The sequence below is a fragment of the Streptomyces sp. NPDC101776 genome, assembly GCF_044766845.1.
In the GTDB taxonomy this organism is placed as follows: Bacteria; Actinomycetota; Actinomycetes; order Streptomycetales; family Streptomycetaceae; genus Streptomyces.
This window is the reverse complement of sequence record NZ_JBIWMV010000002.1, coordinates 903,358-925,080: the sequence shown is the minus strand read 5'-3', so window position 1 is coordinate 925,080 and position 21,723 is coordinate 903,358. Positions and strand designations below refer to the sequence as shown.

The window sequence follows — 21,723 nt, the reverse complement described above, 5'->3', positions numbered from 1 at the left end:
GCTACGAACGCTCCTCTCGCGTCGGCACGGCGCGGACTGTCCGCACCCTGCCCTGTCCTCCCCCCGCCAGCACGCCGGCGGTTTCCAACTTATCCAGAGCTTTGGTCACCGTGGGACGGGAGACCCCGAACCGTTCGGCGAGCACGGAAGCACTTGGGAACGCTTCCCCTACCGCAAGTCCGTCAGCCGTGATGATGTCTGCGATCCGCTGATCGAGGGGACGCCGGTCGACTCGATCACCCGAGCGCACGACGCGCCACCGCTCACCTGGCGCAGGTTCGGCCAAGCCTTCCTGCCGCAGTACCCCGTACGCGCGAATGGCAACGCCGCGCGAGACACCGTGTTCGCGCATGACCTCCGTCAGGGACGGCAGCTCTATCAACTCCGGGTCGCCCTCGATCAGTACCTTCACTGAGTCGGCAATCTTCAGGAAGGTTCCCCGAGGGCTGGCCTGCTGCGACACTCCCTCTCCCTTTCCGCTCGCCGTCGTTACCCCGCAAGAATCCCACGACTCGTGACCACTGCGAAGGGGCTGACGGTAACCCGAGATCACTACGCCGGTGGTGAGGTGGCACCGCATCACAGCTTGGCCGTGCCGCTCGCAGGCCAGGAAGCCAAGGCATGGGCGCGGCTCAGGGTCCGCCGTCAAGTAGAGGTCGCCCTTGACAAGGGGCGGCGCCTACTCGCAGGGATGCCGCACTCCGAAAACCTGGACAGCCACCTCGTTGTTGACCCCGCCAAGTTCGACTGTTACTTGATGGACTGTGACCGTCAATCGGTGCCGTCGCTCGTCATGACCGGCCGCGAACTCGCTGCCGAAACGAAGCGCCTTGCGCATCGGAACCTGTCGCACAGGACTCCCTTGCGCGGTTCCATTCATTCGACCACTAGAAACCTGGGATTTGCCGCAGCGGGAAAGTTTAGTCCTATGCCGGATCAGTTTCCTGCAAAATCGACTCTGCGGGATACCATTTAGACTTCGAACTCACTGTAAGCGGCACTCCATGCACCGCCACTGTTACCGGCTTACCGTCAAGATCTGTCTTGAAGTAGTCGGGGATGTTTACTCCCAGATGCTTTCTCGCTCCGTCTTCAAAAACTCTCGCATCTTGAGGCGGAGGGGCCTGCGTGACGACCGAGAATGCCGGTTCCCAAAGGAACCACCTCGCTCCGCCACCTGGATAAAGAGCCAAAATGGAGGTTGGTCGCGGTGGGGGCGAATTCGGCCAAAGCTGCTTATCGAGCCATTCGCAGGCGCCTTTATATATGGGCCACGCTTGAATTAGAAGATTGATGGCGTCAACCAATTCGCACGCATCTACTCCATCGATAATCTCAATCCTGCGGCATAGGTCACGAAAAAATGACAGCCCTTCAGGATATGCGAGCACGGCCAATTCGAGGGAGGGGCCCACGCGGTGAATAGGTAATCCCTGCCCCTCCCTCCGGGTGCCCAGGGTTCCACCGAAGCTTCCATGTGTCACCTGCGACAGCAGTTTGTACGTGTCGTATGAGGAGCCGAATCCGCAAAGCTCTGCACGCTCACGAAGGCTAACTGCGGCCCAATCTCGCGCGAATGATTTCCCATACTGCTTGTAAGTGGCCGCCAATTTTGACCTATTGCTACGTTCAATCTTATTGAGGCGATGCAATTCCCGCTTCCTCTGAACGCTACTCAGAAGCATCGCGCCGCGCCGCATCTTCGCAAGTAGTTCGAGTGTCACAGATGCGTGTGCAATATACCGCTCCTTGGCTTCTTCGTGAGCGGTCACCCAACAGTAATTCACTAGGTGCTCATACAGGGAGCGGGAAGTTCTGGCACAGTTCCTGCCATCTCCCTCTTGCAATTGATCAATCAGCGAACTGAAGTCGTTGATGGCGTGGTTGAAGATTGATGTTCGTGCTTGATCATCGATTCTCGGCCAATAGCTACGGGAGACGTACAGCAGGGATCCCTGTACCTCCTCAATTATCGGATTCAAGGAGCCTAGCGCTTTTCTGAGGTTTCTACCCAATTCATCGTCCATACCCAATCCTGCGCGCTGTGCAGGAGGGACAGAGAAATCAACCCGACTAAACATTTCCATGCTTCCGCCCCATCTCGTGAAGGGTCCGAACATGCTACCTGCTGATCGCTAGAACGAGATGTTTCCGAGTACGCCTGGTGCACTGCCTCGCAAACACCCTCGCTAGGGCGCGTGTGTAGGTCGCGGAAGAGTGTCCCATGACCCGCGAGCGACGCCCACTCGCGCACCGATCAGTGCAGGCGGAAGTCCGGTTTCAGGTGGCGGCAGCTCTCGCGCGTTGCTGCCCGCCGAAGTTGCGCACTCACTCCCTCAATGATTTCCGAGGGACGGTAGCATGCTCGCGCAGATTTACACCCGGAATTCATTGGAATGCCCTCCAGTCACAGATTTACTGACCGGAGAAATTCCTCTTCATCTTTCATGATCCTCGAATCAATTTCCAAGAACATTTCCGATGTCCGCGTACACATTTCATCCAAAGCCTTCATGGTTACGACCTCGGCTATATCCACACTATCGGGAAGTCCCTCGGTTAGAAGCATGACTGTAACTTGGTAGAGTGAAGTCAGCGCCATTGAGGCAGGGTCGGTAAGGCCTACATTCGTCTTTCCTGCACGCAGTATGTCTTCTCCTCGAAATTCTGTAACGTTCAAGATGAGACTTCTTGACCCTGCGTGGACTTCATTACTTGCCCATTTGTAGTAACCGCGCATGTGGTTCATCTGGACCTTAGTTTCAAGGCCTTCGAATTTGGCATTTGGGCAGTATCTTTTGGCCCAACCGTAGGCACCTTTAAAGTCTGTTCCGTATTTTGCGATTACGGCATTGAATCGATTCTCCACCTTGTCTAGAAATTCCTGTTCGAGTGGCTCCATGCCTAGAGTCTGGTAGGCATCTTGGTACTGTTGGGCACTACGCCATTGGTCGACTACTGCGTGATCGAGATATCTAATCGCCAAGTCTTCGTTGTCGGGATCTCCGACACAGTCGGCGATTGCAGCGGCTACTACTGCCATTTCGTGTAGTGTCCGGCACCGCGCTAGGGCCCCCTCAGGAAAGCCGTTAGTGAGTAGCGCGTAAACCTCTCCTGCAACCCTGCATGCTTTGGCGTGCAGCCAGACCAGGGCTGTAAAAGTCGCACTCTGATGGTCATTAAGGCTCGTACGCTCCTTGGCGGCTACAGCTTCTCCGGCTTCTCGCGCACAGGAGGAAGTGACGATGTATGCTTTGAATGCGGGACGGTATCGACGATGTAGGCGCTTGTTGAATCCTCTTTCTACTCTTTGATTTGCGCGGAAAGTTCTACCATTTTGCAGCGCATGTCCTGCCACGCTTTTCCCCATTTGGTCGACGAATTTATCGACCGATTCTGTAGCGAGATCCGTGATGTTCTGTTCGTTGGCCACCTCGATTCCTGAATCCTCTATGACCTTCATGACATAGTCTCTGAACTTTTCGTCCACGCTAGAAGGCTTAGTGCGTCTGAACATGAGAATTGCTCCTACTGGGGGGCCGGAGGATGTAAGGATAGGGTTTCAGTGTCCGCTCCTACTCACGTTTTTCCAGGTGTGACTATCTGATGATTTGTGATCTCTATTGATTGATTGGCCGATACCGTCCGGCTTCGAGCAACGGACGCCGTTCCTTCCGAAGTTCCCGGCACCGGCACCTTTGAAGAAAGCTACAGGTCGTCATAGTGAGGGATCGGAGCTCGCTGGCACTTGCGGAGCTCGTGGATGGGGCCGTCTGTGGGCCGTCGGAGGGCGGCCCAGGGTGACCAACGACGACCAACGACGACTGCTTGAACGCGTGTTTGTGCTGCGTGGACATCGATCGCCCGAGGTCGCTTCGGGGCCATGTCACTTCTTCGACGTGTGATCGAACCGATCGGACTGTGATCCAGCCGATCGAACCGATCGTCACGTGCCCCCGTCTCTCTTGCAGAGGCGGGGGCACCGTCGTACGCGGAATGTCTTCCGGGAGGGGCAACGGGGATGGGACACCAACAGGACGACGCGGAGCGGGAGTTCGACATCAAGTGGGCCGACAATGCCGAGCACAAGGAGCCCTCCGCACGGGCCCGGATGCTCGCGGCCCGCTGGAAGGAGAACCCTCCTGGGCCGGTGCCGTTCCGGGGTGAGGCCGAGGGGGTGGGGCCGCGGCGGTCGTCCTGGATATCGACGGTGATCGTGCTGGGGAGTGTCGTCGCGGTCATCGTGCTGCTGGGGTACGTCAACTCCCGGGCGCCGTACTAGAGGTGCGTGCGGACATCAGACGTGGAGCGGCGGCCGCGGTGCGGCTCGCGCAGGGGGAACCGGTACGGGACGTGCTCGACGTCAGCGATCCGCGCGCGTGGCTCGGGCTGGACACGGGTGCGCGGGTGGACGAGTTCCGCTGCCCGCCGGGCGTCGTGCCGTGGGACCGGATCGCCGGCGCCCGCGAACTCACCGCCGTCCTGCGCGGTCCCGGCCCGCTCACCGAGTCCCGGCTCGCCCTGGCCCTGTGCCACCGGGACGGCCGGATCCGGCAGGCGGCGCTGGACCGGGTCGGCGGGCACCCCGTGCTGCTGCCCTTGGTCGTGCTGCGCTGCGCCGAGTGGGCCCCGCCGGTGCGTGACCGGGCCCGGCAGCGGCTGGCCGAGGGCCTCCACGCCGTGACCGCCGCCTCGCTCGCGCCGATGATCCTGCTCGTCGGCTGCCGCGACCGGGCCGATTTCGCCGTACGCCTGCTCGACGAGACCCTGCGCCGAGCCCCGCGCGAGCGGATCGTCGCGCTCTGCTCCGGCGCCGACCCCGCCGTACGCCGCTACGCCTACCGCCTCGCCGTCGAGGACGGTCTCCTCTCCCCCGCCGAACTCGCCCGTGCCGCCGCCCAGGACTCCGACGCCGTCGTCCAGACCGTGTGCGCGGACGCCGCCCTGGCCGCCGCGGCGAAGGGCGGGGCGTACGACGAGGTCTTCGAACCGCTGCTCGGGGCGCGCAGTCCGCGCGTCCGTTCCGCCGGCGTCACCGTGCTGCGGCCGGCCGGGCGGACCGAGCTCGCGGTGGGGTTCCTGGCCGACCGGGCCCCGGTCGTGCGGGCCTGTGCGCGGTATGTCGTACGGCGGGACGGGGTGGATCCGCTGCCGTTGTACCGGGCCTGGTGCGCGACGCCGGAGCCGGTACCCGGGGCCGTGATCGGGCTGGCGGAGTGCGGTGGGCGGGCGGACGCCGAGCTGCTGTGGACACTCGTCGGCCATCCGACGGGTGGGGTACGGGCACGGGCCGTGGCCGGGCTGCGGGTGCTGGACGCGGCGGACGTATGACGGTTGCGGCCGCTGCTGGACGATCCGGCGGCCGGGGTCGTGCGCGAGGTGACCGCCGCGCTGTTGCCGTCCGCGGAGCTGGTGCCCGAGGAGTGGCTGGCGGAAAGGCTGGGGGCAGGGTGGCCCCGGCCGGTGCGGGTCGCCGCGTTCCGGCTGCTCGACGCGCGGGGCGGGATCGTACGGCGGCGGGCGGCCGAGGCGTTGTTGGACGATTCGGATGTGAAGCTGCGCGGGTGGGCCGGGCACGCCGTAAAGCGGGGGTGAGGACAGGACCCGGATTCACAGGCACCTTTTGCTCCGCCTAGGGCCGATCAGGACCGCTTCATGGGAAGGCGCGGGTGCACACTGGGCGGTGGGACGAGTGCCTGACTGCGGGGTGATGGCAGATGCAGAGCCGCTTCCGGAGCGACCGGCGGTTGACCATACGTATGGGTCTGACGCTGTTCCTGCTCGGGCTGTTGTACGTGGCGTTCGTGGCCGCGCTGATCGTGTTGCTGAAGTCCTGGGTGCTGGTCGTGGTGCTGGCCGGCGGGCTGCTCGTGGCGCAGTACTGGTTCTCCGACCGGATCGCGCTGTACGCGATGAAGGGCCGGATCGTGGAGCGGGAGGAGTATCCCGAACTGCACGGTGTGATCGACCGGTTGTGTGCCGTGGCCGACATGCCCAAGCCCGTCGTCGCCGTGTCGGACATCGACATGCCGAACGCCTTCGCCACCGGGCGCAACGCCGACCACGCCGTCATCTGCGTGACCACCGGGTTGCTACGGCGGCTGGAGCCGGCCGAGTTGGAGGGTGTGCTCGCGCACGAGTTGTCGCATGTCGCGCACAAGGACGTGGCCGTGATCACGGTGGCCTCGTTCCTCGGGGTGCTCGCCGGGCTCATGGTCCGGTTCGCCTTCTACTCGCAGATCTTCCGGGGGCGCAAGGACCAGAACACCCTCGCGATCTTCGCGGGGATCATGGGGATCTCGGCGGCCGTGTACGCGATCAGCTTCCTGCTGATCCGGGCGCTGTCCCGGTACCGGGAACTCGCGGCGGACCGGGCAGCGGCCCTGCTCACCGGGAAGCCCTCGGCGCTGGCCTCCGCGCTCACCAAGGTCGACGGTGACATCGCCCGCATCCCGACGAAGGACCTGCGGACGGCCCAAGCCTTCAACGCCTTCTACTTCACCCCGGCGAACGGCGCCGAGCCCGGTATCGCGCGGTTCTTCTCGACCCACCCGAGCCTGGAGCAGCGGCTCGACCAACTGGGGCGGATCTCCGCCGAGTTGGGTGAGGCGGCGGTGCCCGGCATCGGGAAGGCGGACTGAGGATGGGGTTGCTGGACATCCTGCTCGGCCGTACGAAACCGGTCGCACCCGATCTCGACCAGCTCTTCGCGCTGCCCTCGGCGGCGGTGACGTTGGAGGCGGCGGCCGGGTTCCGGGCGACCGGGCGCGGGGCGGTGTGCTTCGCCACGGTGGAGGGCGGGGCCTTCGAGCAGACGCACCGGGAGGTCCAGGCGCTGCTGGACGCGGACGCGGAACGCACCGGGCCGCCGGTGGAGTTGACCCAGGATGCCTACGGCTACTCGTGGCTGGTCTCGCGCCGCTCGCCGGACCAGTTGTCGGCGCTGGTCAATGATCTGCACGCGGTGAACAGCGCGATGGAGGTCAATGGCTTCGGGCCCCAACTGCTGTGCTCGCTGGCCGGGTTCGAAGACGGCGGGGCGGACGGGGGGCGGCGGCTCGCGCTCGTCTATCTCTACAAGCGCGGGACGTTCTTCCCGTTCGCGCCGCTGGCCGGTGACGGTCAGCGGCGCGACAGCTCGCTGGAACTCCAGGTCAAGTCGATGCTCGGAGACGACCTGCGGATCGAGCGGGACCTGAGCCGGTGGTTCCCGGTGTGGGGTGCCCCCGGGTTGTAGTCCTACTTGCTCTTCTCCCGTGCCTGCCGACGCGACTCCAGGGGGCGTTCGCGCTGGTAGCGGCGCTCCCACTTGGCCTGCTTGTCCCGGCGGTCGCGGTACGCGCGGTAGCTCGACGGGGTGGCTCCGCCGCCTGAGGAGGGGGCCGCGGCCGACGAGGACGACGTGGAGGATCTGGCGGACCTGGCGGACCTGGCGGACGACGAGTCGCGGCCGTACTGCACGTACAGGAAGAGAACGGCGACCGCGGCCAGCCACCAGACGTGGTTGCCGAAGCCGAAGAGGACCAGAACGACGGTTCCGGATATGACGATGGTGCCCATGACGGGCCTCCGTGGGCGTGGGTGTGTACGAGCGGTGATCTGTTGTGGGCACGACGGGGCGCTGGGGAGGGCGTCCGGCCGTCGGTGCGTAGAGAGTAGCCCCGAGTCCGCGGGGTGGTGCCTGTCCTGCCGAAAGCGGTGGTGGGCAGCTCCGCAACGTGTGTCCAGCGTAGGGGCGCGATCACTCGGCGTGCATCTCCTTTTCGCGCGGCCTGGAGTCGACCCCATCTGTTCGAATCGATACATAAGGGGTTAACCCCGATGAGCGATCTCCAGCTGCACCAGCGGTGGGGGCGGCCGGGGGTTCGTTCACCGACACGGGTATCAACGACCAACTCATGAAGGACCTCAGCCAGAGCAGGCCGCGCAGGACAAGGTGATCCCTCAACTCACGCCGATCGGCGGCCAGTTGGTGCAGAGCTCACGGAGCAAGGCCGACGAGGACCATCCGCGGGAGGCGATCGCGGCGGCGCGGGAGGCGGAGCCGGCCACCTAGGGCTCGACCACCTGGGCGCCGCCAACCGGCCGACCAGCGGGGGGTGTTGTCAGATCCCCGGCGACGCCGTCACCACGCCCGCCGCCACGGCCGCGACCAGACCGGCGTGGTCGGCGGCGGTCTGGGTGGCGTAGGCCGAGGCGAAGTCGGCCACTGCGTGTTCGAAGGTGTCGGTACCGCCCAGGTAGGCGGCGATGGCGACCCGGTCGCCGGAACGGGCGTGGGCGCGGGCCAGCGCGGTGCCGCACAGCCGGGCGTAGGCGAGGAGGTCGGCCGGGCTCATGCCGGCGACGTCCGCGGAGCCCTTCATGTCGCGCAACTGGCGCCAGTAGAAGGCGCGGCCCTGCGGTCCGGTCATCCAGCCGAGGAAGATGTCGCTGGCGGCCTGGAGCAGCCGTTGGCCCGCGACGACACGATGACCGGGGTGGACGTACGGCCCGCTCGGCAGATGCTCCTCCAGTACGGACTTCCGCGCCTCCTTGATCTGGAGGAACAGCGGGTCGTCCTGGTCGCGGCCGGCGAGCAGCACGATGAAGCAGCGGGTGCCGACGCTGCCGACGCCGACGACCTTGCGGGCGGCGTCGACGAAGCGGTAGCGGTCGAGCAGCAGACGGCGCTCCTCGGAGAGGGTGGAGCGGTAGTCGCTGAAGATCTTGCGCAGGGAGGCCATGTCGGGGGCGCCGGCCGGTTCAAGGAGGGGCGGGTCGTGGACGATACGGCGGCGGCCGTCGACGGTCTCGGTGAGTTTGCCGACGGCGTGCAGGCTGGTGCGGCGGCGGGCGCGGGTGAGGCTGGACTCGACTCGGCGGCGGTTGCGGGCGGAGCGGACCAGGGGCAGCAGGCTGTCGGCGTCGATCCGGTCGTACCAGACCGCGAGTTCGCCCTTGCGGGCCAGGGCGCGCAGCGCCGTACGGTACGTGGCGGTCGCCTCCAGCGCGGCGCGGTGGGCCTTGGTGTCGCCGTGGCCGTTCTCGCGGGCGGCGACGGCGACGCTGGCGGCGAGGCGTTTGACGTCCCACTCGAAGGGGCCCGGGAACGTCTCGTCGAAGTCGTTGAGGTCGAACAGCAGGGCACGTTCCGGGGACGCGTACAGGCCGAAGTTGAGGAGATGCGCGTCACCGCACAGCTGCACGGTGAGGCCGGTGTGCGGCTGGGACGCGAGGTCGGCTGTCATCACGGCGGCCGAGCCGCGGAAGAAGGCGAAGGGGGACGCGGCCATGCGGCCGTACCGGATGGGGAGGAGTTCCGGGAGTCTGTCCCGGCCCTGGCGTTCCAGTACGGCGACGGGGTCGGAGCGGTCCACGGAGGGGATCCAGTCGGCGTGCGCGGAACGGGCGACGCGTTTGCGCGCGGCGCGGCCACGGTCGGCCCGGTCGGCCGGTGCGGTCATGTGCCGTGCCTCTGCATGCCGCCGCCTCCCGGGGTATCACCTCGTGCTGTTGCTACGCAGTGAAAGCGGGCGTCGGGGTGAGCGCATGCCGAGCGCGGCGACCGGGTGAAGCCGAGGCTGCGTCTGCCCACCCGTCCACCCGTTTACTGTGGGCCGAGCAGTGGAGCACTCGAAGTGGAGGCCGGATGACCGTCACCCCGCGTCACATCGCGCCCGCCGAGCGCCGCACCCGTCTCGCCCTCCGCCACCGCCTCACCGCGAGCACCCGCGCCGGCAGCCCCGAGGAGATCGCCGACTCCCTCGTCGCCCTGCACGGCACCGACCCCGCGACGGTGTACCTGGCCGTGGGCGCCCGTCTCGCCGACCCGTCCGGCACCGTGCCGGAGACCGCCCGCGCCCTGTACGAGGACCGCACCCTGGTCCGTATGCACGGCATGCGGCACACGGTGTTCGTGTTCCCCGCCGAGCTGACCGCCGTCGTGCACGCCTCGACCGGACTCGCCGTCGCCGCGCGTGAACGGGCCGCCCTGCTCAAGGACATGGCGAAGGCGGGGGCGCCGGACGCGGTCTGGCTGAAGGAGGTCGAGGACGCGACGCTCGCCGCGCTGGCCCGGCGCGGGCAGGCGACGGCGGCCGAACTCGCCGAGGACGAGCCGAGGTTGAGGGAACAGTGGGTGTACGCGCCTGGCAAGAACTACGAGGGTGTGCACACCGTCTCGACCCGGCTGCTGAGGGTGCTGGGCGTCGAGGGGAAGATCGTCAGGGGCCGTCCGCTCGGCGGCTGGACCTCGAACCAGTTGCGCTGGGCGGTGGCGTCGGCACATCCCGAACTGGACGTCGCCGAGGCCCAGTCGGCCCTGCTGCGGCGCTGGCTCACGGCCTGCGGTCCGGCCACCGAGGCCGATCTGAAGTGGTGGACTGGGTGGCGGGTGACGGAGGTCCGCCGGGCACTGGCGTCGATCGGCGCGGAGCGGGTGGCCTTGGACGAGGGGGTGGGATACGTCGCCGCCGGGGACCTCGCGCCACCGTCGGGCCCCGCCGAACCGTGGGCGGCCCTGCTGCCCGGCCTCGATCCGACGGCGATGGGCTGGCAGCAACGGGACTGGTACCTGCCCCCGGAGCTACGCCCCGCACTGTTCGACGGCAGCGGCAACGTGGGCCCGACGGTGTGGTGGAACGGGCGCGTGGTGGGGAGTTGGGCGCAGCGGCCGGACGGGGAGATCGCCTGGCGCGTCCTCGACCGGACGGCCGTCGGCCGAGAGGCGGAGGCGGCGATCGGGGTGGCGGCGGAGCGGGTGCGGGAGTGGGTGGGGGCGACACGGGTGACACCGCGGTTCCGAACGCCGGTGGAACGGGAGTTGTCGGCGTAGGGGGTGTTGCTCAGGGAGGCCGCCCGACGTTTCCAAGGCGGACCACTGTCGACACGTCCCGCACCTTCAACACCGGCTGGCACCTTCAACACCGGCCGGCACCTCTCAGCCCGTCCGGCGTTTGAGGACGAGGCCCTTTCGGGGCCGAAGCGGGGGTCTGGGGGCGGCAGCCCCCAGGGACGCCCGCACCAACGCCGGCAACCTCCAGAGGCCCCCGCACCAACGCCGGGCGCCGAAAAGACACACGGCACCCGGCGCCACGGTTAGCGCGAGTACCGCATCAGCGCCCGCACCATATGACACGTCGTGTCCGACGGCGCATGGACCCCGATCAGTTCCGCCGCACTGCGGATCGTCTCGTTGCGGGCCTGGTTCGGGACGTACACGCCCGAGTCGAGCAGGGCGATGGCCAGCCGCATCGCCTTGAGGCGGCGGTTGTGCGTGACATACCACTCCCGCGGGCGGCCGGGCGGCAGCGGGCGCTTCTCCACGGGCACGTAGGGCAGGTCGAGTTGGACGGGACGCTTCGCGGTGGACTGGGTCGGCAGCGGCTTCGGCTTCAGTGCGGCAGCGGGCACGGACATCCTCCTGTCGCGGTCAGGGCACCGTCCGGACCCCCCGGCGACACCCTCGAACACTGCTTCTATTCTACCGCCCGCCACTGACAAACGCCCTGGCCACAAAGGCTGTTGAGGGTGCTGTGACGTGGGTGGAAGACGGGTTTCGCGTACCGTGAATCCCATGGAGATCTGGATCAACCCGGCCTGTTCCAAGTGCCGCAGCGCCGTGAGCCTGCTCGATGCCGAGGGCGCCGAGTACACCGTCCGCCGCTATCTGGAGGACGTGCCGAGCGAGGCCGAGATCAGGGACGTACTGGAGCGCCTCGGGCTCGAACCGTGGGACATCACCCGCACCCAGGAGGCCGTGGCGAAGGAGCTGGGGCTCAAGGAGTGGGCGCGGGACGGCAGTTCGCGGGAACAGTGGGTGTCGGCGCTGGCCGAGCACCCGAAGCTGATCCAGCGGCCCATCATCACCGCGGCCGACGGCACGGCGGTGGTCGCCCGCACCGACGAAGCCGTACGGGACGCGCTGTCCCGCTGACGGCCGCGCGAGGTGACCGCCGCCGTGTCGGCCGGCACCTCGTCGAGTGCCCCTCAATTCGTCGCGGGCACATGGCAGTTGGGCACCCTCCTGCCCGCCGACGTACAGCGGCGACGGCGACCGGGTGTACGCCACGATGAACGGACCGGGCGCACTGACCCCAACCCCCTTGTGACGCACGTCACTTATGTGACCTCTGTGTCCGCTGAGTTACATCGTTCGGTATCCCGTACATAGCGGCGTACGGTCCCCTACCCCACAGGAGCCGCGCATGTCGCGCAGGAGAACTGCCAGTACGAAGAAGAAGCTGGCATTGCTGGTCACCGCAGCCGCGGTCGCCGGAGGCGGGGCCTTCGCTCTGGCCACCACGTCGAACGCGTCGCAGTCGACGGCGCAGAACGCCAAGACCCTGTCCGCGCCGAACTCGACGGTCTGCCAGGGGCTCGCCACCGCGCTCGGCAACAACCAGAGCTTCATCGCCGGCCAGAAGGCCAGCCCCGACGCCCAGTCGGCGGCGCGGATCGCCAACCGCGAGGCGGTCATCGCGCAGATCAAGGTGCAGCAGAAGGCGTCCGGTTGTGCGGTTGGGGAGTCGGCTCAGGGCTCCCAGACCACGCAGCCGGCGCAGTCGGCACCCGCGGCCCCGGCCACCTCCAAGGCGACCCCTCCGGCGGGCAACACCGGTAACACGGGTGCCGGCGCCGCCGCGGGCAGCCAGGTGTGCAACGGCTCGACCGTCACGCTCTCCGGCGAGGCCGGTGCGCCCGCCGCCTCCAGCAACCAGTTCCCGGCGGGGACGACGCTGAAGGTCACCAACCTGGACAACAACAAGTCCACGACGGTGAAGGTGACTTCGGTCTCCGGCAGTTGTGTCCTGCTGAACAACGCCGCTTTCGAGCAGGTCCGCGAGCCCGGCAAGTTCCTCATCCGCCGTGCTCTGATCCAGAAGGTGGGGTGACGCTCAGGATCCGAGAAAACCGGTGAGGTGACGGCCCAGTCGCTCCGGCGCGGCCTGCGGAAGCATGTGATGGGAGACGTTCGCGAGGATGTCGGTCTCCACGTGCGGCAGCGGTCCCGCCGCCCGGGTCGCCACCAGGTGCGTGTCATAGGTCCTGCTGCTTCCGGCCAGAAGCAGCAGGACCGACGCGTTCAGCCCACGCAGCGCGTCCGGCGCCGCTCCCCCGGTCTCCCACTCCAGGAACGCGCGGACCCGGCGCCGAGTGGGCCGTAGCAGCATCGGCAGCGCGTGCAGCAGGTACGCCGGCTCGAACCCGGCGAAGCACTGGGTCGGGTCGAGGAGGAACAGACGGCGTACGCGGCCGGGCGCGTGCAGGGCGTCGGGACGGTCACCGCCTCGCGCTCCCCGGGCCACTTCGCCATGACCCTGTCGTAGGCGGACCCGAAGCGGTCGGGGTCGTATGTGCCGCGGATGCTCATGCCCATTCGCCTCTCCCTCCCCTTGACACCCCTGTTGTTACCCCCGCGTCGTGGCCAACCCCATCGCATACGAGCTGTCCGGCCACCCCCGTCTGCGACTGCGAACAGTGCGCCCGGCGAAGGTCACGTGAATCGCGCCACAGCACCACCAGGTAACACGGGGTTCACACTTGAGCAATGATCGGGAAATCGCATGTTGACAGGCTGCCCGGCATGAATCGCGGCGCTCCAGTGCCGCTGCGCCGCAGCACCCGCGAGTGCGACGAACGACCCACCCCGAAGGATGTGGCCCGTGACCTTCAAGGCTGAGTACATCTGGATCGACGGCACCCAGCCGACGGCCAAGCTCCGTTCGAAGACGAAGATCCTGGCGGACGACGCCAAGGGTGCCGAGCTGCCGATCTGGGGCTTCGACGGGTCGTCCACGAACCAGGCCGAGGGGCACTCCTCGGACCGCGTGCTCAAGCCGGTCGCCAGCTTCCCGGACCCGATCCGCGGCGGCGACGACATCCTCGTCATGTGCGAGGTCCTCGAGATCGACATGACGCCGCACGAGTCCAACACGCGTGCCGCGCTCGCCGAGGTCTCGGCCAAGTTCGCCGCTCAGGAGCCGATCTTCGGCATCGAGCAGGAGTACACCTTCTTCGACGGCGCCCGCCCGCTGGGCTTCCCCGAGGGCGGCTTCCCGGCCCCCCAGGGCGGCTACTACTGCGGTGTCGGCGCCGACGAGATCTTCGGCCGCGAGATCGTCGAGGCCCACCTGGACAACTGCCTCAAGGCAGGTCTCGCGATCTCCGGCATCAACGCCGAGGTCATGCCCGGCCAGTGGGAGTTCCAGGTCGGCCCGGTCTCCCCGCTGGAGGTCTCCGACCACCTGTGGATCGCCCGCTGGCTGCTCTACCGCACCGCCGAGGACTTCGGCATCTCCGCGACCCTCGACCCCAAGCCGGTCAAGGGCGACTGGAACGGCGCGGGCGCGCACACCAACTTCTCGACCAAGGCGATGCGCGAGGGCTACGACGCGATCATCACCGCGTGCGAGTCCCTCGGCGAGGGCTCCAAGCCCCTCGACCACGTCAAGCACTACGGCGCCGGCATCGACGACCGCCTCACCGGCCTGCACGAGACCGCCCCGTGGAACGAGTACTCCTACGGCGTCTCCAACCGCGGCGCCTCGGTCCGTATCCCGTGGCAGGTCGAGAAGGACGGCAAGGGCTACATCGAGGACCGCCGTCCGAACGCCAACGTCGACCCGTACCTCGTGACGCGCCTCATCGTCGACACGTGCTGCTCCGCGCTGGAGAAGGCCGGCCAGGTCTGATCGACCCCGCCGCACGTGCGAACCGCTCGTGAGAGGGGCGCCCACCGTCGTGGTGGGTGCCCCTCTCGCGTTGTCACACCGCCCCGGGCCGTCAATTTCCCGCCAAGGCGGCGTCCAAGCTGTGAGAGGAGGGTCCTGTTGCGGGCGTGTGTCTGCTTGAATGGCCTCATGGGCAACTACCAGAAGTGCGGAGCGACGGGTCGCCGTGACCTCGAACCCTTCTGGCCTTCCCGTCAGCACCATGACTTCGACCGGGTGTGTTGTCGCGCGATGAACGCGCCGGCCCTCTAAAGCCGTACCACCTCCGGCCTCCGGCCTGCGCGACTCGACGTACGTCCCTCGACGAACCTCTCGCGCGAAAGAGCTGACCTCTCATGGCGATCATCCGTTCTCTCCCCGCTCTTCCCTCCACCCCCCTCGACACCCCCGCCCCGAACGCCCCACGGCATCATCTGCGCGCCGTGGACCGGGACGAGGTGATCGACGTGGCGGAGTTCCTGCCGCCGGGTGCCACCTGGCTGCCCGCACCCCCGCACACGCTGCCCACCCTGCCGGGGCAGCCGCCGATGGTCGGGTACCTCGTCCTCATCCCGGCCGACAGCCCGCACCTCACCAGGACCAACCCGGTCACCCCCCTCCCCGACGCGGCCGAACCGCTCGTCCGCATCGACACCGTGCAGCGCACCGCCCAGCTCAACGGCGCGGAACTCGACCTGACATACCTGGAGTTCGAGCTGCTCGCCCATCTCGTCGCGCACCCGGGCCGGGTGCACACCCGCGACCAGCTGGTCACCACGGTGTGGGGCTACGGCCATGTGGGCGACGGCCGTACCGTCGACGTCCACATCGCCCGACTGCGCCGCAAGCTGGGCGTAGAGCACCGTAAGGCGATCCAGACGGTTCGGCGGGTCGGGTACAAGTACACGCCGCCGACCGCGCGTTGATCGTCTGCTGACGGCAGATCGACGTTCCGTTCCGCGGGCCGTGCGGGCACAGTCGTCGTATGAGACTTCTGGTGCTGGGCGGTACGGAGTTCGTGGGACGGGCCGTCGTGGAGGCGGCCCTCGGGCGTGGCTGGGACGTGACCGTCCTCAACCGGGGCCGGCACGCTGCGCCTTTCCGGGGGACACCCCCCGGACCCCCGGGCCCGGCCGGGGTACGGGCGTTGCGTGGTGACCGCACCGCGCCCGACGGACTCGCCGCGCTCGCCGAGGGCGAGTGGGACGCCGTGATCGACACCTGGTCGGCGGCGCCGCGCGCGGTCCACGACGCGGCGCGGCTGCTCGCCGACCGGGTGGGGCGGTATGTGTACGTGTCGAGCTGCTCGGTGTACGCGTGGGCGCCGCCGGCCGGGTACGCGGAGGACGCGGCCCTCGTCGAGGGGGCCGCGGCCGACGCCGAGAAGACGGAGTACGCGCGGGACAAGCTGGGCGGGGAGCTGGCCGCGCTCGGGGCGTTCGGGGCGGAGCGGTCCGTGTTCGCCCGGGCCGGGATGATTCTCGGGCCGTACGAGAACGTCGGGCGGTTGCCGTGGTGGCTGGGGCGGGTCGCTCGTGGTGGTCCTGTGTTGGCGCCGGGGCCGCGGGAGCTCGCTCTTCAGTACGTGGATGTGCGGGACCTCGCTGAGTGGCTTCTCGGTTCCGTGGAGCGGGAGTTGAGCGGGGCGTTCAATCTGATGTCCGCGCAGGGGCACGCGACGATGGGGGCGTTTCTGGACGCGTGTGTGGGGGTTACCGGTGGGACGGCGGAGTTGCGGTGGACCTCGCCGGAGGTCGTGCTCGGGGCGGGGATCGAGCCGTGGACTCAGTTGCCGGTGTGGGTGCCGCCGGGTAGTGAGGGGTTCGACGCGTTGTATCAGGCGGATGTGTCTCGGGCGTTGGCTACGGGGTTGAGCTGTCGTTCTGTCGAGGAGACGGTGGGTGATACCTGGCAGTGGTTGCTGAGCGTCGGGGGGTCTGTGCCGCAGCGTGACGGCATGCCGGCGATAGGGCTTGACCCTGCGGTGGAGGCGAAGGTGCTTGGGGTGCCGTTGGAGTGGTGATTTGTTTGCTGCGGGTGCGTGGGGGCTGGTCGCGCCCGCGCGGCGGCGCCGCATATCGACACAGCCTCGCGCCCCCAAAAGCAAAAGAGACAGGGAACCGGTGTTGGTAGCGACACCCCCGTCATGGTGTCCCGGCCCCGTGACCTCCTCGCCCCGCTCCGTGAGACTGGGGGTATGGACACGAACAGGGCCCGCACCGTTGTCACGGCCGGGCTGCGCGGCCTCGCTCTCGCCCTCATCTCCCTCTACGGGTCGCTCGTCCTCCTCATCCTCACCGTCGTGTCCCTCGTGTTCATCCCCCTTGGCCTCGGCTTGATCACCACCCCCTGGGTCCTCGCCGGTGTGCGAGCGCATGCGGACCGGCGGCGGTTGCTTGCCGCGGAGTGGTGCGGGGTGCGGATTCCGCCCGCGTATCGGGTCGTGCCCAGTGGTGCGCGGCCCTGGACGCGGACCTTTCGGATGCTCGGGGATCCCGCGACCTGGCGGGATCTTCGGTGGCTGCCCGTCGACATGACCGCCGGGTTCGTGACCGCGTTGGTGCCCGGCGCCCTGGTGTTCTATCCGCTGGAGGGGTTCGCCCTGGCCTTCGGGCTGTGGCGGGTGTTCACGGACGGGACGTATGTGGGGTGGTGGTACGGGTTCGTGCCGGTGGGTGGGCAGGGCAGTGCGCTGCTCGCCGGGCTGCTGGGCGTCGCCATCCTCGTCGCCTCGTACTTCCTCACCCCTTCTCTCCTGCGCGTCCACTTTCTGCTGACGCGGTCCCTGCTCGCCCCGGGACAGGGTGAACTCGCCGAGCGGGTAAGGGTGTTGACCGAGACGCGGCGGGACGCCGTGGACGGGTCGGCCGCCGAGCTGCGGCGGATCGAGCGCGACCTGCACGACGGTGCGCAGGCGCGGCTGGTGGCGATGGGGATGGATCTCGGGACGATCGAGGCGCTCGTCGAGAAGAACCCGGCCAAGGCGAAGGAACTGCTGGCGCGGGCCCGGCAGTCCTCCGCCGAGGCGCTGGGCGAGCTGCGGGATCTCGTGCGCGGTATTCATCCTCCGGTGCTCGCGGAGCGTGGACTCGCGGACGCGGTGCGGGCGTTGGCGTTGCGGATGCCGGTGGCCACCGAGGTGAGCGCGGATCTCGGGGGCGGGCGCGCGGACGCGCCGGTCGAGTCGGCCGCGTACTTCGCGGTCAGCGAGGTGCTCACCAATGCCGTCAAGCACTCCGGTGGTGATCGGATCTGGGTCGATCTCCACCATGCGGAGGGGGCGCTGCGGATCTCCGTCACCGACAACGGCGGGGGTGGTGCCGTGGTCGGCGCGGGGTCGGGGCTCGCCGGGATCGAGCGGCGACTGGGTACATTCGACGGCGTCCTGGCCGTCAGCAGTCCCGCGGGCGGTCCCACCATGGTCACCATGGAGATTCCGTGCGCGTTGTCCTAGCCGAAGACCTGTTCCTGCTGCGCGACGGGCTGGTGCGGCTGTTGGAGGCCTACGACTTCGAGATCGCCGCCGCCGTGGAGAGCGGTCCCGAACTCACCAAGGCGCTGGCCGAGTTGGCGCCCGACGTGGCGATCGTCGACGTACGGCTGCCGCCCACGCACACCGACGAGGGGCTGCAGTGCGCGTTGCGGGCGCGGCGGGAGCGGCCGGGGCTGCCGGTGCTGGTGCTGTCGCAGCACGTGGAGCAGTTGTACGCGCGGGAGTTGCTCGCCGACGGGACCGGCGCAGTGGGCTATCTGCTGAAGGACCGGGTGTTCGACGCGGAGCAGTTCGTGGACGCCGTGAGGAGGGTGGCGGGGGGTGGGACGGTGATGGATCCGCAGGTGATCCAGCAGTTGCTGGCGCGGCGGGCGGCCGACGACCGGCCGTTGGGGCGGCTCACGCCCCGGGAGGTCGAGGTCCTCGAACTGATGGCACAGGGGCGGTCGAACGCGGCGATCGCGGGGCAACTCGTCGTCACGGAACGGGCGATCGGGAAGCACACGTCCAATATTTTCGCCAAACTGGGACTGGAAGTCTCCGACGACGACAATCGCCGCGTGCTGGCGGTATTGGCCTATTTGGACCAGGGACGCTGAGCACTAGCTGTGAGTCGATCACAACTGCTGGTGTTTAAGGGCCAGTTGTCAGGGGACTTACCCAGGAACCTCTCATAAATTTATGAGACGGCTGAACACTCCTGGGACCCCCTGCGTATCTGAGGGAGCCGCTTCACTCCTGTCGGGCGCCCTCGCTGCCCCGCAAGGAAGTCAGAGGAGTTCCATGGGACGCAATGATCGTAAACGCCGTACGCCGATGGCCACCAAGGCCATTGCTGCCTCGGCTGCCCTAGCCATCGGGGGGGCCGGGCTGATCTGGGCGCAGATGAACGCTTCGGCGCATGAGTCCAGCTCATCGGGCCAGAACGCCACGAAGGCCGCCGCGGCCAGTGCTGTCGCGACGATCGCCTGCCCGGACGTCGGCCAGCAGCTGACGAACGTGCCGCAGAAGGCTCGTCAGGGTGTCGCCGTCGAACTGGCGAACCTGGACAAGCAGATCACCGAGGCCTACGCCCGGCTCGCCTCGACGCGTCAGGCGCAGGCGAACGACGCGAGCTTCGTGCAGAACGCGATCGTCGGCCCCCTCAAGGAGAAGCGGGCCGCGACGATCGACCGCATCCGCATCGACATCCAGCGAGTGGGCGGCACCGTCAACGCGACCGCGCTGGCCCAGCTCGCCGCCTGCACCACGCAGAACGCCACCAACACGACCACCGCGGGGGGTCAGAACAACGGCGGCGGTAAGAACAACGGTGGCCAGAACAACAATGGCGGCCAGAACAACGGCGGTCAGAACAACGGCAACACCGCCGCTCCGAGCGCCAGCGCCTCCGCGCCGGCGGCCAACAATGGTGGTCAGGCCGGCAACGGCCCGACAGCCGCGGACTTCGTGGACATCACGAAGGCCGCGGCGAACGTCCAGGCGAAGCCGCAGAACAGCGGCCAGGCTTCGACCGGTTCGTTCACCACCAAGTGCGGTGTCAACGCGAACAAGAACCACAACACCGACAACGTCATCGTGGCGCCCGGCGTGACCAACGGCGCGCACCACGAGCACGACTACGTCGGCAACCAGAAGGTCAACGCGTTCTCCACGAACGACTCGCTGCTGGCCGCCCCCTCCAGCTGCCAGAACCAGAGTGACCTCTCTTCGTACTACTGGCCGGTCGTTCGTGTGCAGGACGGCACGAAGGAGTTCGACCAGAACGCGCTCGGCGGTGGCCAGGAAGGCAACGTCGGCAAGATCCTGACCGCGCAGTCCGCGCAGATCAAGTACGTCGGTTCGCCGGCCAGCAAGGTCGTCGCGATGCCGCAGTTCCTGCGCATCATCACCGGTGACGCCAAGACCCTCACCAACGGTCTGGCCAACGCCAACGCGCACTGGAGCTGCACCGGCTTCGAGAACAAGGTCCAGCTGACGGAGCAGTACCCGATCTGCCCGCAGGGCAGCAACGTGGTCCGCACCTTCGCGTTCCAGAGCTGCTGGGACGGCGTGAACATCGACAGCGCCAACCACCGTACGCACGTGGCCTTCGCGGACCCGGCGAGCGGTGTCTGTGGGAACGGCTTCAAGGCCATCCCCCAGCTGACGATGCGCCTGGTCTACAAGATCACGCCCCCCACCATCCAGGCGGACGGCACCGTGAAGAACGCCTACGCGGTGGACGGATTCCCGGAGCAGCTGCACAAGCCGTCGACCGACCACGACGACTTCATCAGCGTCACCAAGAACAACCTGGCGGCGAAGATCGCCAACTGCGTGAACTCCGGCAAGAAGTGCCAGTGAGCGCAGCTAGCCGGTAGGACCCGGTAGCACGAGAGCGGGCGGTGGGAGAACCCACCGCCCGCTTTTGTGTGTGTCCTGGACTAACCGGTCTCGGCCCTCTGAGAGGTGTGAACCGGTGACAGCCTTTTCAGCTGGTGTGCTTGGAGTGGTCGGTGCCGATCTCCTCGGAGCCGCCGAGCGTGGTCTGCAGCTTCTTGACGATCTTGTCGGTGCCCACGACGACCCACTTGCGGCCGACGAGGTAGAAACCGCCGTAGTCCTTGGCGTCGTTGATCCACTCGCGCTGGCCGCGGTCGGTGGCGAAGGTCGCGAGGACGAACTTGCCGTAGCTCATCTTGCAGATGGCCTGGCGGAGTTCGTCGGCGTCGGTCTGGATGTCGGGCGTGCACTTCACCTGGGCCGCGAGGCTCTCCAGGCTGCCACTGGCCTCCGTCGGAACGGTCGCGGCCTTGGTGTCGGCACCGCAGCCCGCCAGCGCCAGCGCCGCCGTGGCGCCGGCCACCGCGAGCATCGGTCGGGTCAACCTCATCTGTCGTTCCTCCGGTCGTCCGGTCAGCAGCATGCCGCAGTCGGCCCCGGCGAGGGGCCTTCTCCTTCGATACGGCCACAACCTGCCCCGCGCTCAATTCGATCGTCGTCGGCTGTACGCGTGTGCGAAGGTGGCGCCCGTGAACCAAGACTGGGAAGACCGTACGACCGCCGCCTGGGCGACCTTCGACGATTACCCGGAGGAGCGTGCGGCCGACTTCCGGGCCGTGATCGACGCGCTCGTCGCCGAACTCCCGGACGGCAGCCCACAGGGCCCCTTCGAGCGGGCCTGCGCCTGGGACTCGACCGGGCACTCGGACCGGGCCGTTCCGCTGTACCGCGAGGCGCTGGCGCTCGGGTTGCACGGCTACAAGGGGCGGCGCGCGAAGATCCAACTCGCCAGCTCGCTGCGGAACATCGGGCAGGCGGAGGAGGGCGTCAAGCTGCTCACGCCCGAACTCGACGGCCCCTCGGACGAGTTGGACGACCCGGTCCGCGGGTGCCTCGCCCTGTGTCTGTCCAGCCTCGGCCGCGACCGCGAGGGCCTGTCCCTCGTGCTGGGCGCCCTCGCACCCCATCTGCCGCGCTACCAACGGTCGATGGCGAACTACGCGCGGGCCCTGGTCGAGCCCGAGGCCTGAGGCGCCCGGGTCGCCCGGGCGG

Annotated in this window: 22 protein-coding genes and 1 pseudogene; 15 read left to right on the top strand and 8 right to left on the bottom strand. The window is 67.7% G+C overall.

All coding sequences use genetic code 11. The annotated features are described in order from the left end of the window. Position 1: 1 nt before the first annotated feature. The 3 genes from ACIRRY_RS09860 to ACIRRY_RS09850 all read right to left on the bottom strand — a co-directional run bounded on the left by ACIRRY_RS09860 (position 2) and on the right by ACIRRY_RS09850 (position 3,490). Positions 2 to 463, bottom strand: coding sequence for a GntR family transcriptional regulator (locus ACIRRY_RS09860; protein WP_403970021.1), 462 nt, complete (start codon positions 461 to 463; stop codon positions 2 to 4). Positions 464 to 926: 463 nt separating this feature from the next. After that, a complete protein-coding gene (locus ACIRRY_RS09855; protein ID WP_403970018.1) occupies positions 927 to 2,027 on the bottom strand; it encodes a DUF5677 domain-containing protein in 1,101 nt (366 codons plus the stop codon). Between the two features lie 380 nt (positions 2,028 to 2,407). Next, positions 2,408 to 3,490: a DUF5677 domain-containing protein gene (locus tag ACIRRY_RS09850; protein WP_403970015.1), complete on the bottom strand. Its 1,083-nt coding sequence runs from the start codon at positions 3,488 to 3,490 to the stop codon at positions 2,408 to 2,410. Positions 3,491 to 4,021: 531 nt separating this feature from the next. Here ACIRRY_RS09850 and ACIRRY_RS09845 point away from each other — a divergent pair. The 5 genes from ACIRRY_RS09845 to ACIRRY_RS09825 all read left to right on the top strand — a co-directional run bounded on the left by ACIRRY_RS09845 (position 4,022) and on the right by ACIRRY_RS09825 (position 7,237). Next, positions 4,022 to 4,282, top strand: a complete 261-nt coding sequence (locus ACIRRY_RS09845) for a hypothetical protein (protein ID WP_403970013.1) — start codon at positions 4,022 to 4,024, stop codon at positions 4,280 to 4,282. 2 nt (positions 4,283 to 4,284) lie between these two features. Further along, positions 4,285 to 5,331, top strand: coding sequence for a hypothetical protein (locus tag ACIRRY_RS09840; RefSeq protein WP_403970010.1), 1,047 nt, complete (start codon positions 4,285 to 4,287; stop codon positions 5,329 to 5,331). Positions 5,332 to 5,334: 3 nt separating this feature from the next. After that, a complete protein-coding gene (locus tag ACIRRY_RS09835; RefSeq protein ID WP_403970007.1) occupies positions 5,335 to 5,595 on the top strand; it encodes a hypothetical protein in 261 nt (86 codons plus the stop codon). Between the two features lie 122 nt (positions 5,596 to 5,717). After that, complete coding sequence (gene htpX, locus ACIRRY_RS09830) at positions 5,718 to 6,641, top strand: zinc metalloprotease HtpX (RefSeq protein ID WP_403970004.1); 924 nt, start codon at positions 5,718 to 5,720, stop codon at positions 6,639 to 6,641. Between the two features lie 2 nt (positions 6,642 to 6,643). Beyond that, positions 6,644 to 7,237, top strand: coding sequence for a hypothetical protein (locus tag ACIRRY_RS09825; RefSeq protein ID WP_403970002.1), 594 nt, complete (start codon positions 6,644 to 6,646; stop codon positions 7,235 to 7,237). A 2-nt stretch (positions 7,238 to 7,239) separates the two neighbouring features. Here the strand turns inward: ACIRRY_RS09825 and ACIRRY_RS09820 are convergent, their stop codons facing one another. Both ACIRRY_RS09820 and ACIRRY_RS09815 read right to left on the bottom strand, forming a co-directional pair. Then, positions 7,240 to 7,560, bottom strand: coding sequence for a hypothetical protein (locus tag ACIRRY_RS09820; RefSeq protein WP_403969999.1), 321 nt, complete (start codon positions 7,558 to 7,560; stop codon positions 7,240 to 7,242). A 545-nt stretch (positions 7,561 to 8,105) separates the two neighbouring features. After that, positions 8,106 to 9,446 carry a DUF2252 domain-containing protein gene (locus tag ACIRRY_RS09815; RefSeq protein ID WP_403969997.1) on the bottom strand — a complete coding sequence of 447 codons (1,341 nt, stop codon included), beginning with the start codon at positions 9,444 to 9,446 and terminating at the stop codon, positions 8,106 to 8,108. 185 nt (positions 9,447 to 9,631) lie between these two features. On the opposite strand from ACIRRY_RS09815, the gene ACIRRY_RS09810 reads away from it, so the two are divergent. Beyond that, positions 9,632 to 10,816, top strand: a complete 1,185-nt coding sequence (locus ACIRRY_RS09810) for a winged helix DNA-binding domain-containing protein (protein WP_403969994.1) — start codon at positions 9,632 to 9,634, stop codon at positions 10,814 to 10,816. Between the two features lie 263 nt (positions 10,817 to 11,079). Here ACIRRY_RS09810 and ACIRRY_RS09805 read toward each other — a convergent pair whose 3' ends face one another. Continuing rightward, on the bottom strand, positions 11,080 to 11,394 hold the full coding sequence (locus tag ACIRRY_RS09805; protein ID WP_403969991.1) for a hypothetical protein: 315 nt from the start codon (positions 11,392 to 11,394) through the stop codon (positions 11,080 to 11,082). Positions 11,395 to 11,557: 163 nt separating this feature from the next. Between ACIRRY_RS09805 and ACIRRY_RS09800 the strand changes: the two genes are divergently transcribed. Together ACIRRY_RS09800 and ACIRRY_RS09795 are read left to right on the top strand one after the other, a co-directional pair. Then, the gene (locus ACIRRY_RS09800; RefSeq protein WP_403969989.1) at positions 11,558 to 11,917 is read left to right on the top strand and encodes an arsenate reductase family protein; all 360 of its coding nucleotides are present in this window, start codon (positions 11,558 to 11,560) and stop codon (positions 11,915 to 11,917) included. Between the two features lie 271 nt (positions 11,918 to 12,188). After that, positions 12,189 to 12,875, top strand: a complete 687-nt coding sequence (locus tag ACIRRY_RS09795; protein WP_403969986.1) for a hypothetical protein — start codon at positions 12,189 to 12,191, stop codon at positions 12,873 to 12,875. A gap of 3 nt (positions 12,876 to 12,878) precedes the next feature. On the opposite strand, the pseudogene ACIRRY_RS09790 reads toward ACIRRY_RS09795, so the two are convergent. Continuing rightward, positions 12,879 to 13,253, bottom strand: a pseudogene (locus ACIRRY_RS09790) (alpha/beta fold hydrolase); the annotation flags it as partial. A gap of 393 nt (positions 13,254 to 13,646) precedes the next feature. On the opposite strand from ACIRRY_RS09790, the gene glnII reads away from it, so the two are divergent. From glnII to ACIRRY_RS09760, 6 genes are all read left to right on the top strand, one after another. Continuing rightward, positions 13,647 to 14,675: a glutamine synthetase gene (glnII, locus tag ACIRRY_RS09785; RefSeq protein ID WP_019064469.1), complete on the top strand. Its 1,029-nt coding sequence runs from the start codon at positions 13,647 to 13,649 to the stop codon at positions 14,673 to 14,675. Between the two features lie 374 nt (positions 14,676 to 15,049). Further along, entirely contained in the window at positions 15,050 to 15,619 is a 570-nt protein-coding gene (locus ACIRRY_RS09780) for a winged helix-turn-helix domain-containing protein (protein WP_403969983.1), read from the top strand. A gap of 59 nt (positions 15,620 to 15,678) precedes the next feature. Next, the gene (locus ACIRRY_RS09775; protein WP_403969980.1) at positions 15,679 to 16,716 is read left to right on the top strand and encodes an NAD-dependent epimerase/dehydratase family protein; all 1,038 of its coding nucleotides are present in this window, start codon (positions 15,679 to 15,681) and stop codon (positions 16,714 to 16,716) included. A gap of 174 nt (positions 16,717 to 16,890) precedes the next feature. Then, positions 16,891 to 18,147: a sensor histidine kinase gene (locus ACIRRY_RS09770; protein ID WP_403969977.1), complete on the top strand. Its 1,257-nt coding sequence runs from the start codon at positions 16,891 to 16,893 to the stop codon at positions 18,145 to 18,147. After that, positions 18,132 to 18,785, top strand: a complete 654-nt coding sequence (locus ACIRRY_RS09765) for a response regulator (protein WP_403969975.1) — start codon at positions 18,132 to 18,134, stop codon at positions 18,783 to 18,785. The genes ACIRRY_RS09770 and ACIRRY_RS09765 overlap by 16 nt, the downstream gene beginning before the upstream one ends. 184 nt (positions 18,786 to 18,969) lie before the next feature. Further along, on the top strand, positions 18,970 to 20,532 hold the full coding sequence (locus ACIRRY_RS09760; RefSeq protein WP_403969972.1) for a DUF1996 domain-containing protein: 1,563 nt from the start codon (positions 18,970 to 18,972) through the stop codon (positions 20,530 to 20,532). A gap of 127 nt (positions 20,533 to 20,659) precedes the next feature. On the opposite strand, the gene ACIRRY_RS09755 is transcribed toward ACIRRY_RS09760, so the two are convergent. Beyond that, positions 20,660 to 21,061, bottom strand: coding sequence for a hypothetical protein (locus ACIRRY_RS09755; RefSeq protein ID WP_403969969.1), 402 nt, complete (start codon positions 21,059 to 21,061; stop codon positions 20,660 to 20,662). A gap of 139 nt (positions 21,062 to 21,200) precedes the next feature. Between ACIRRY_RS09755 and ACIRRY_RS09750 the strand changes: the two genes are divergently transcribed. After that, complete coding sequence (locus ACIRRY_RS09750) at positions 21,201 to 21,701, top strand: tetratricopeptide repeat protein (protein WP_403969966.1); 501 nt, start codon at positions 21,201 to 21,203, stop codon at positions 21,699 to 21,701. Positions 21,702 to 21,723: the final 22 nt, after the last annotated feature.

What these genes read in the sequence shown, in the direction of transcription:
- ACIRRY_RS09800 (WP_403969989.1), top strand. Translation starts at nt 11,558, where the DNA reads ATGGAGATCTGGATCAACCCGGCCTGTTCCAAGTGCCGCAGCGCCGTG.
- ACIRRY_RS09815 (WP_403969997.1), bottom strand. Translation starts at nt 9,446, where the DNA reads ATGACCGCACCGGCCGACCGGGCCGACCGTGGCCGCGCCGCGCGCAAA.
- ACIRRY_RS09775 (WP_403969980.1), top strand. Translation starts at nt 15,679, where the DNA reads ATGAGACTTCTGGTGCTGGGCGGTACGGAGTTCGTGGGACGGGCCGTC.
- ACIRRY_RS09845 (WP_403970013.1), top strand. Translation starts at nt 4,022, where the DNA reads ATGGGACACCAACAGGACGACGCGGAGCGGGAGTTCGACATCAAGTGG.
- ACIRRY_RS09825 (WP_403970002.1), top strand. Translation starts at nt 6,644, where the DNA reads ATGGGGTTGCTGGACATCCTGCTCGGCCGTACGAAACCGGTCGCACCC.
- ACIRRY_RS09755 (WP_403969969.1), bottom strand. Translation starts at nt 21,061, where the DNA reads ATGAGGTTGACCCGACCGATGCTCGCGGTGGCCGGCGCCACGGCGGCG.
- ACIRRY_RS09770 (WP_403969977.1), top strand. Translation starts at nt 16,891, where the DNA reads ATGGACACGAACAGGGCCCGCACCGTTGTCACGGCCGGGCTGCGCGGC.
- ACIRRY_RS09760 (WP_403969972.1), top strand. Translation starts at nt 18,970, where the DNA reads ATGGGACGCAATGATCGTAAACGCCGTACGCCGATGGCCACCAAGGCC.
- ACIRRY_RS09820 (WP_403969999.1), bottom strand. Translation starts at nt 7,560, where the DNA reads ATGGGCACCATCGTCATATCCGGAACCGTCGTTCTGGTCCTCTTCGGC.
- ACIRRY_RS09810 (WP_403969994.1), top strand. Translation starts at nt 9,632, where the DNA reads ATGACCGTCACCCCGCGTCACATCGCGCCCGCCGAGCGCCGCACCCGT.
- ACIRRY_RS09795 (WP_403969986.1), top strand. Translation starts at nt 12,189, where the DNA reads ATGTCGCGCAGGAGAACTGCCAGTACGAAGAAGAAGCTGGCATTGCTG.
- htpX (WP_403970004.1), top strand. Translation starts at nt 5,718, where the DNA reads ATGCAGAGCCGCTTCCGGAGCGACCGGCGGTTGACCATACGTATGGGT.
- ACIRRY_RS09780 (WP_403969983.1), top strand. Translation starts at nt 15,050, where the DNA reads ATGGCGATCATCCGTTCTCTCCCCGCTCTTCCCTCCACCCCCCTCGAC.
- ACIRRY_RS09855 (WP_403970018.1), bottom strand. Translation starts at nt 2,027, where the DNA reads ATGGACGATGAATTGGGTAGAAACCTCAGAAAAGCGCTAGGCTCCTTG.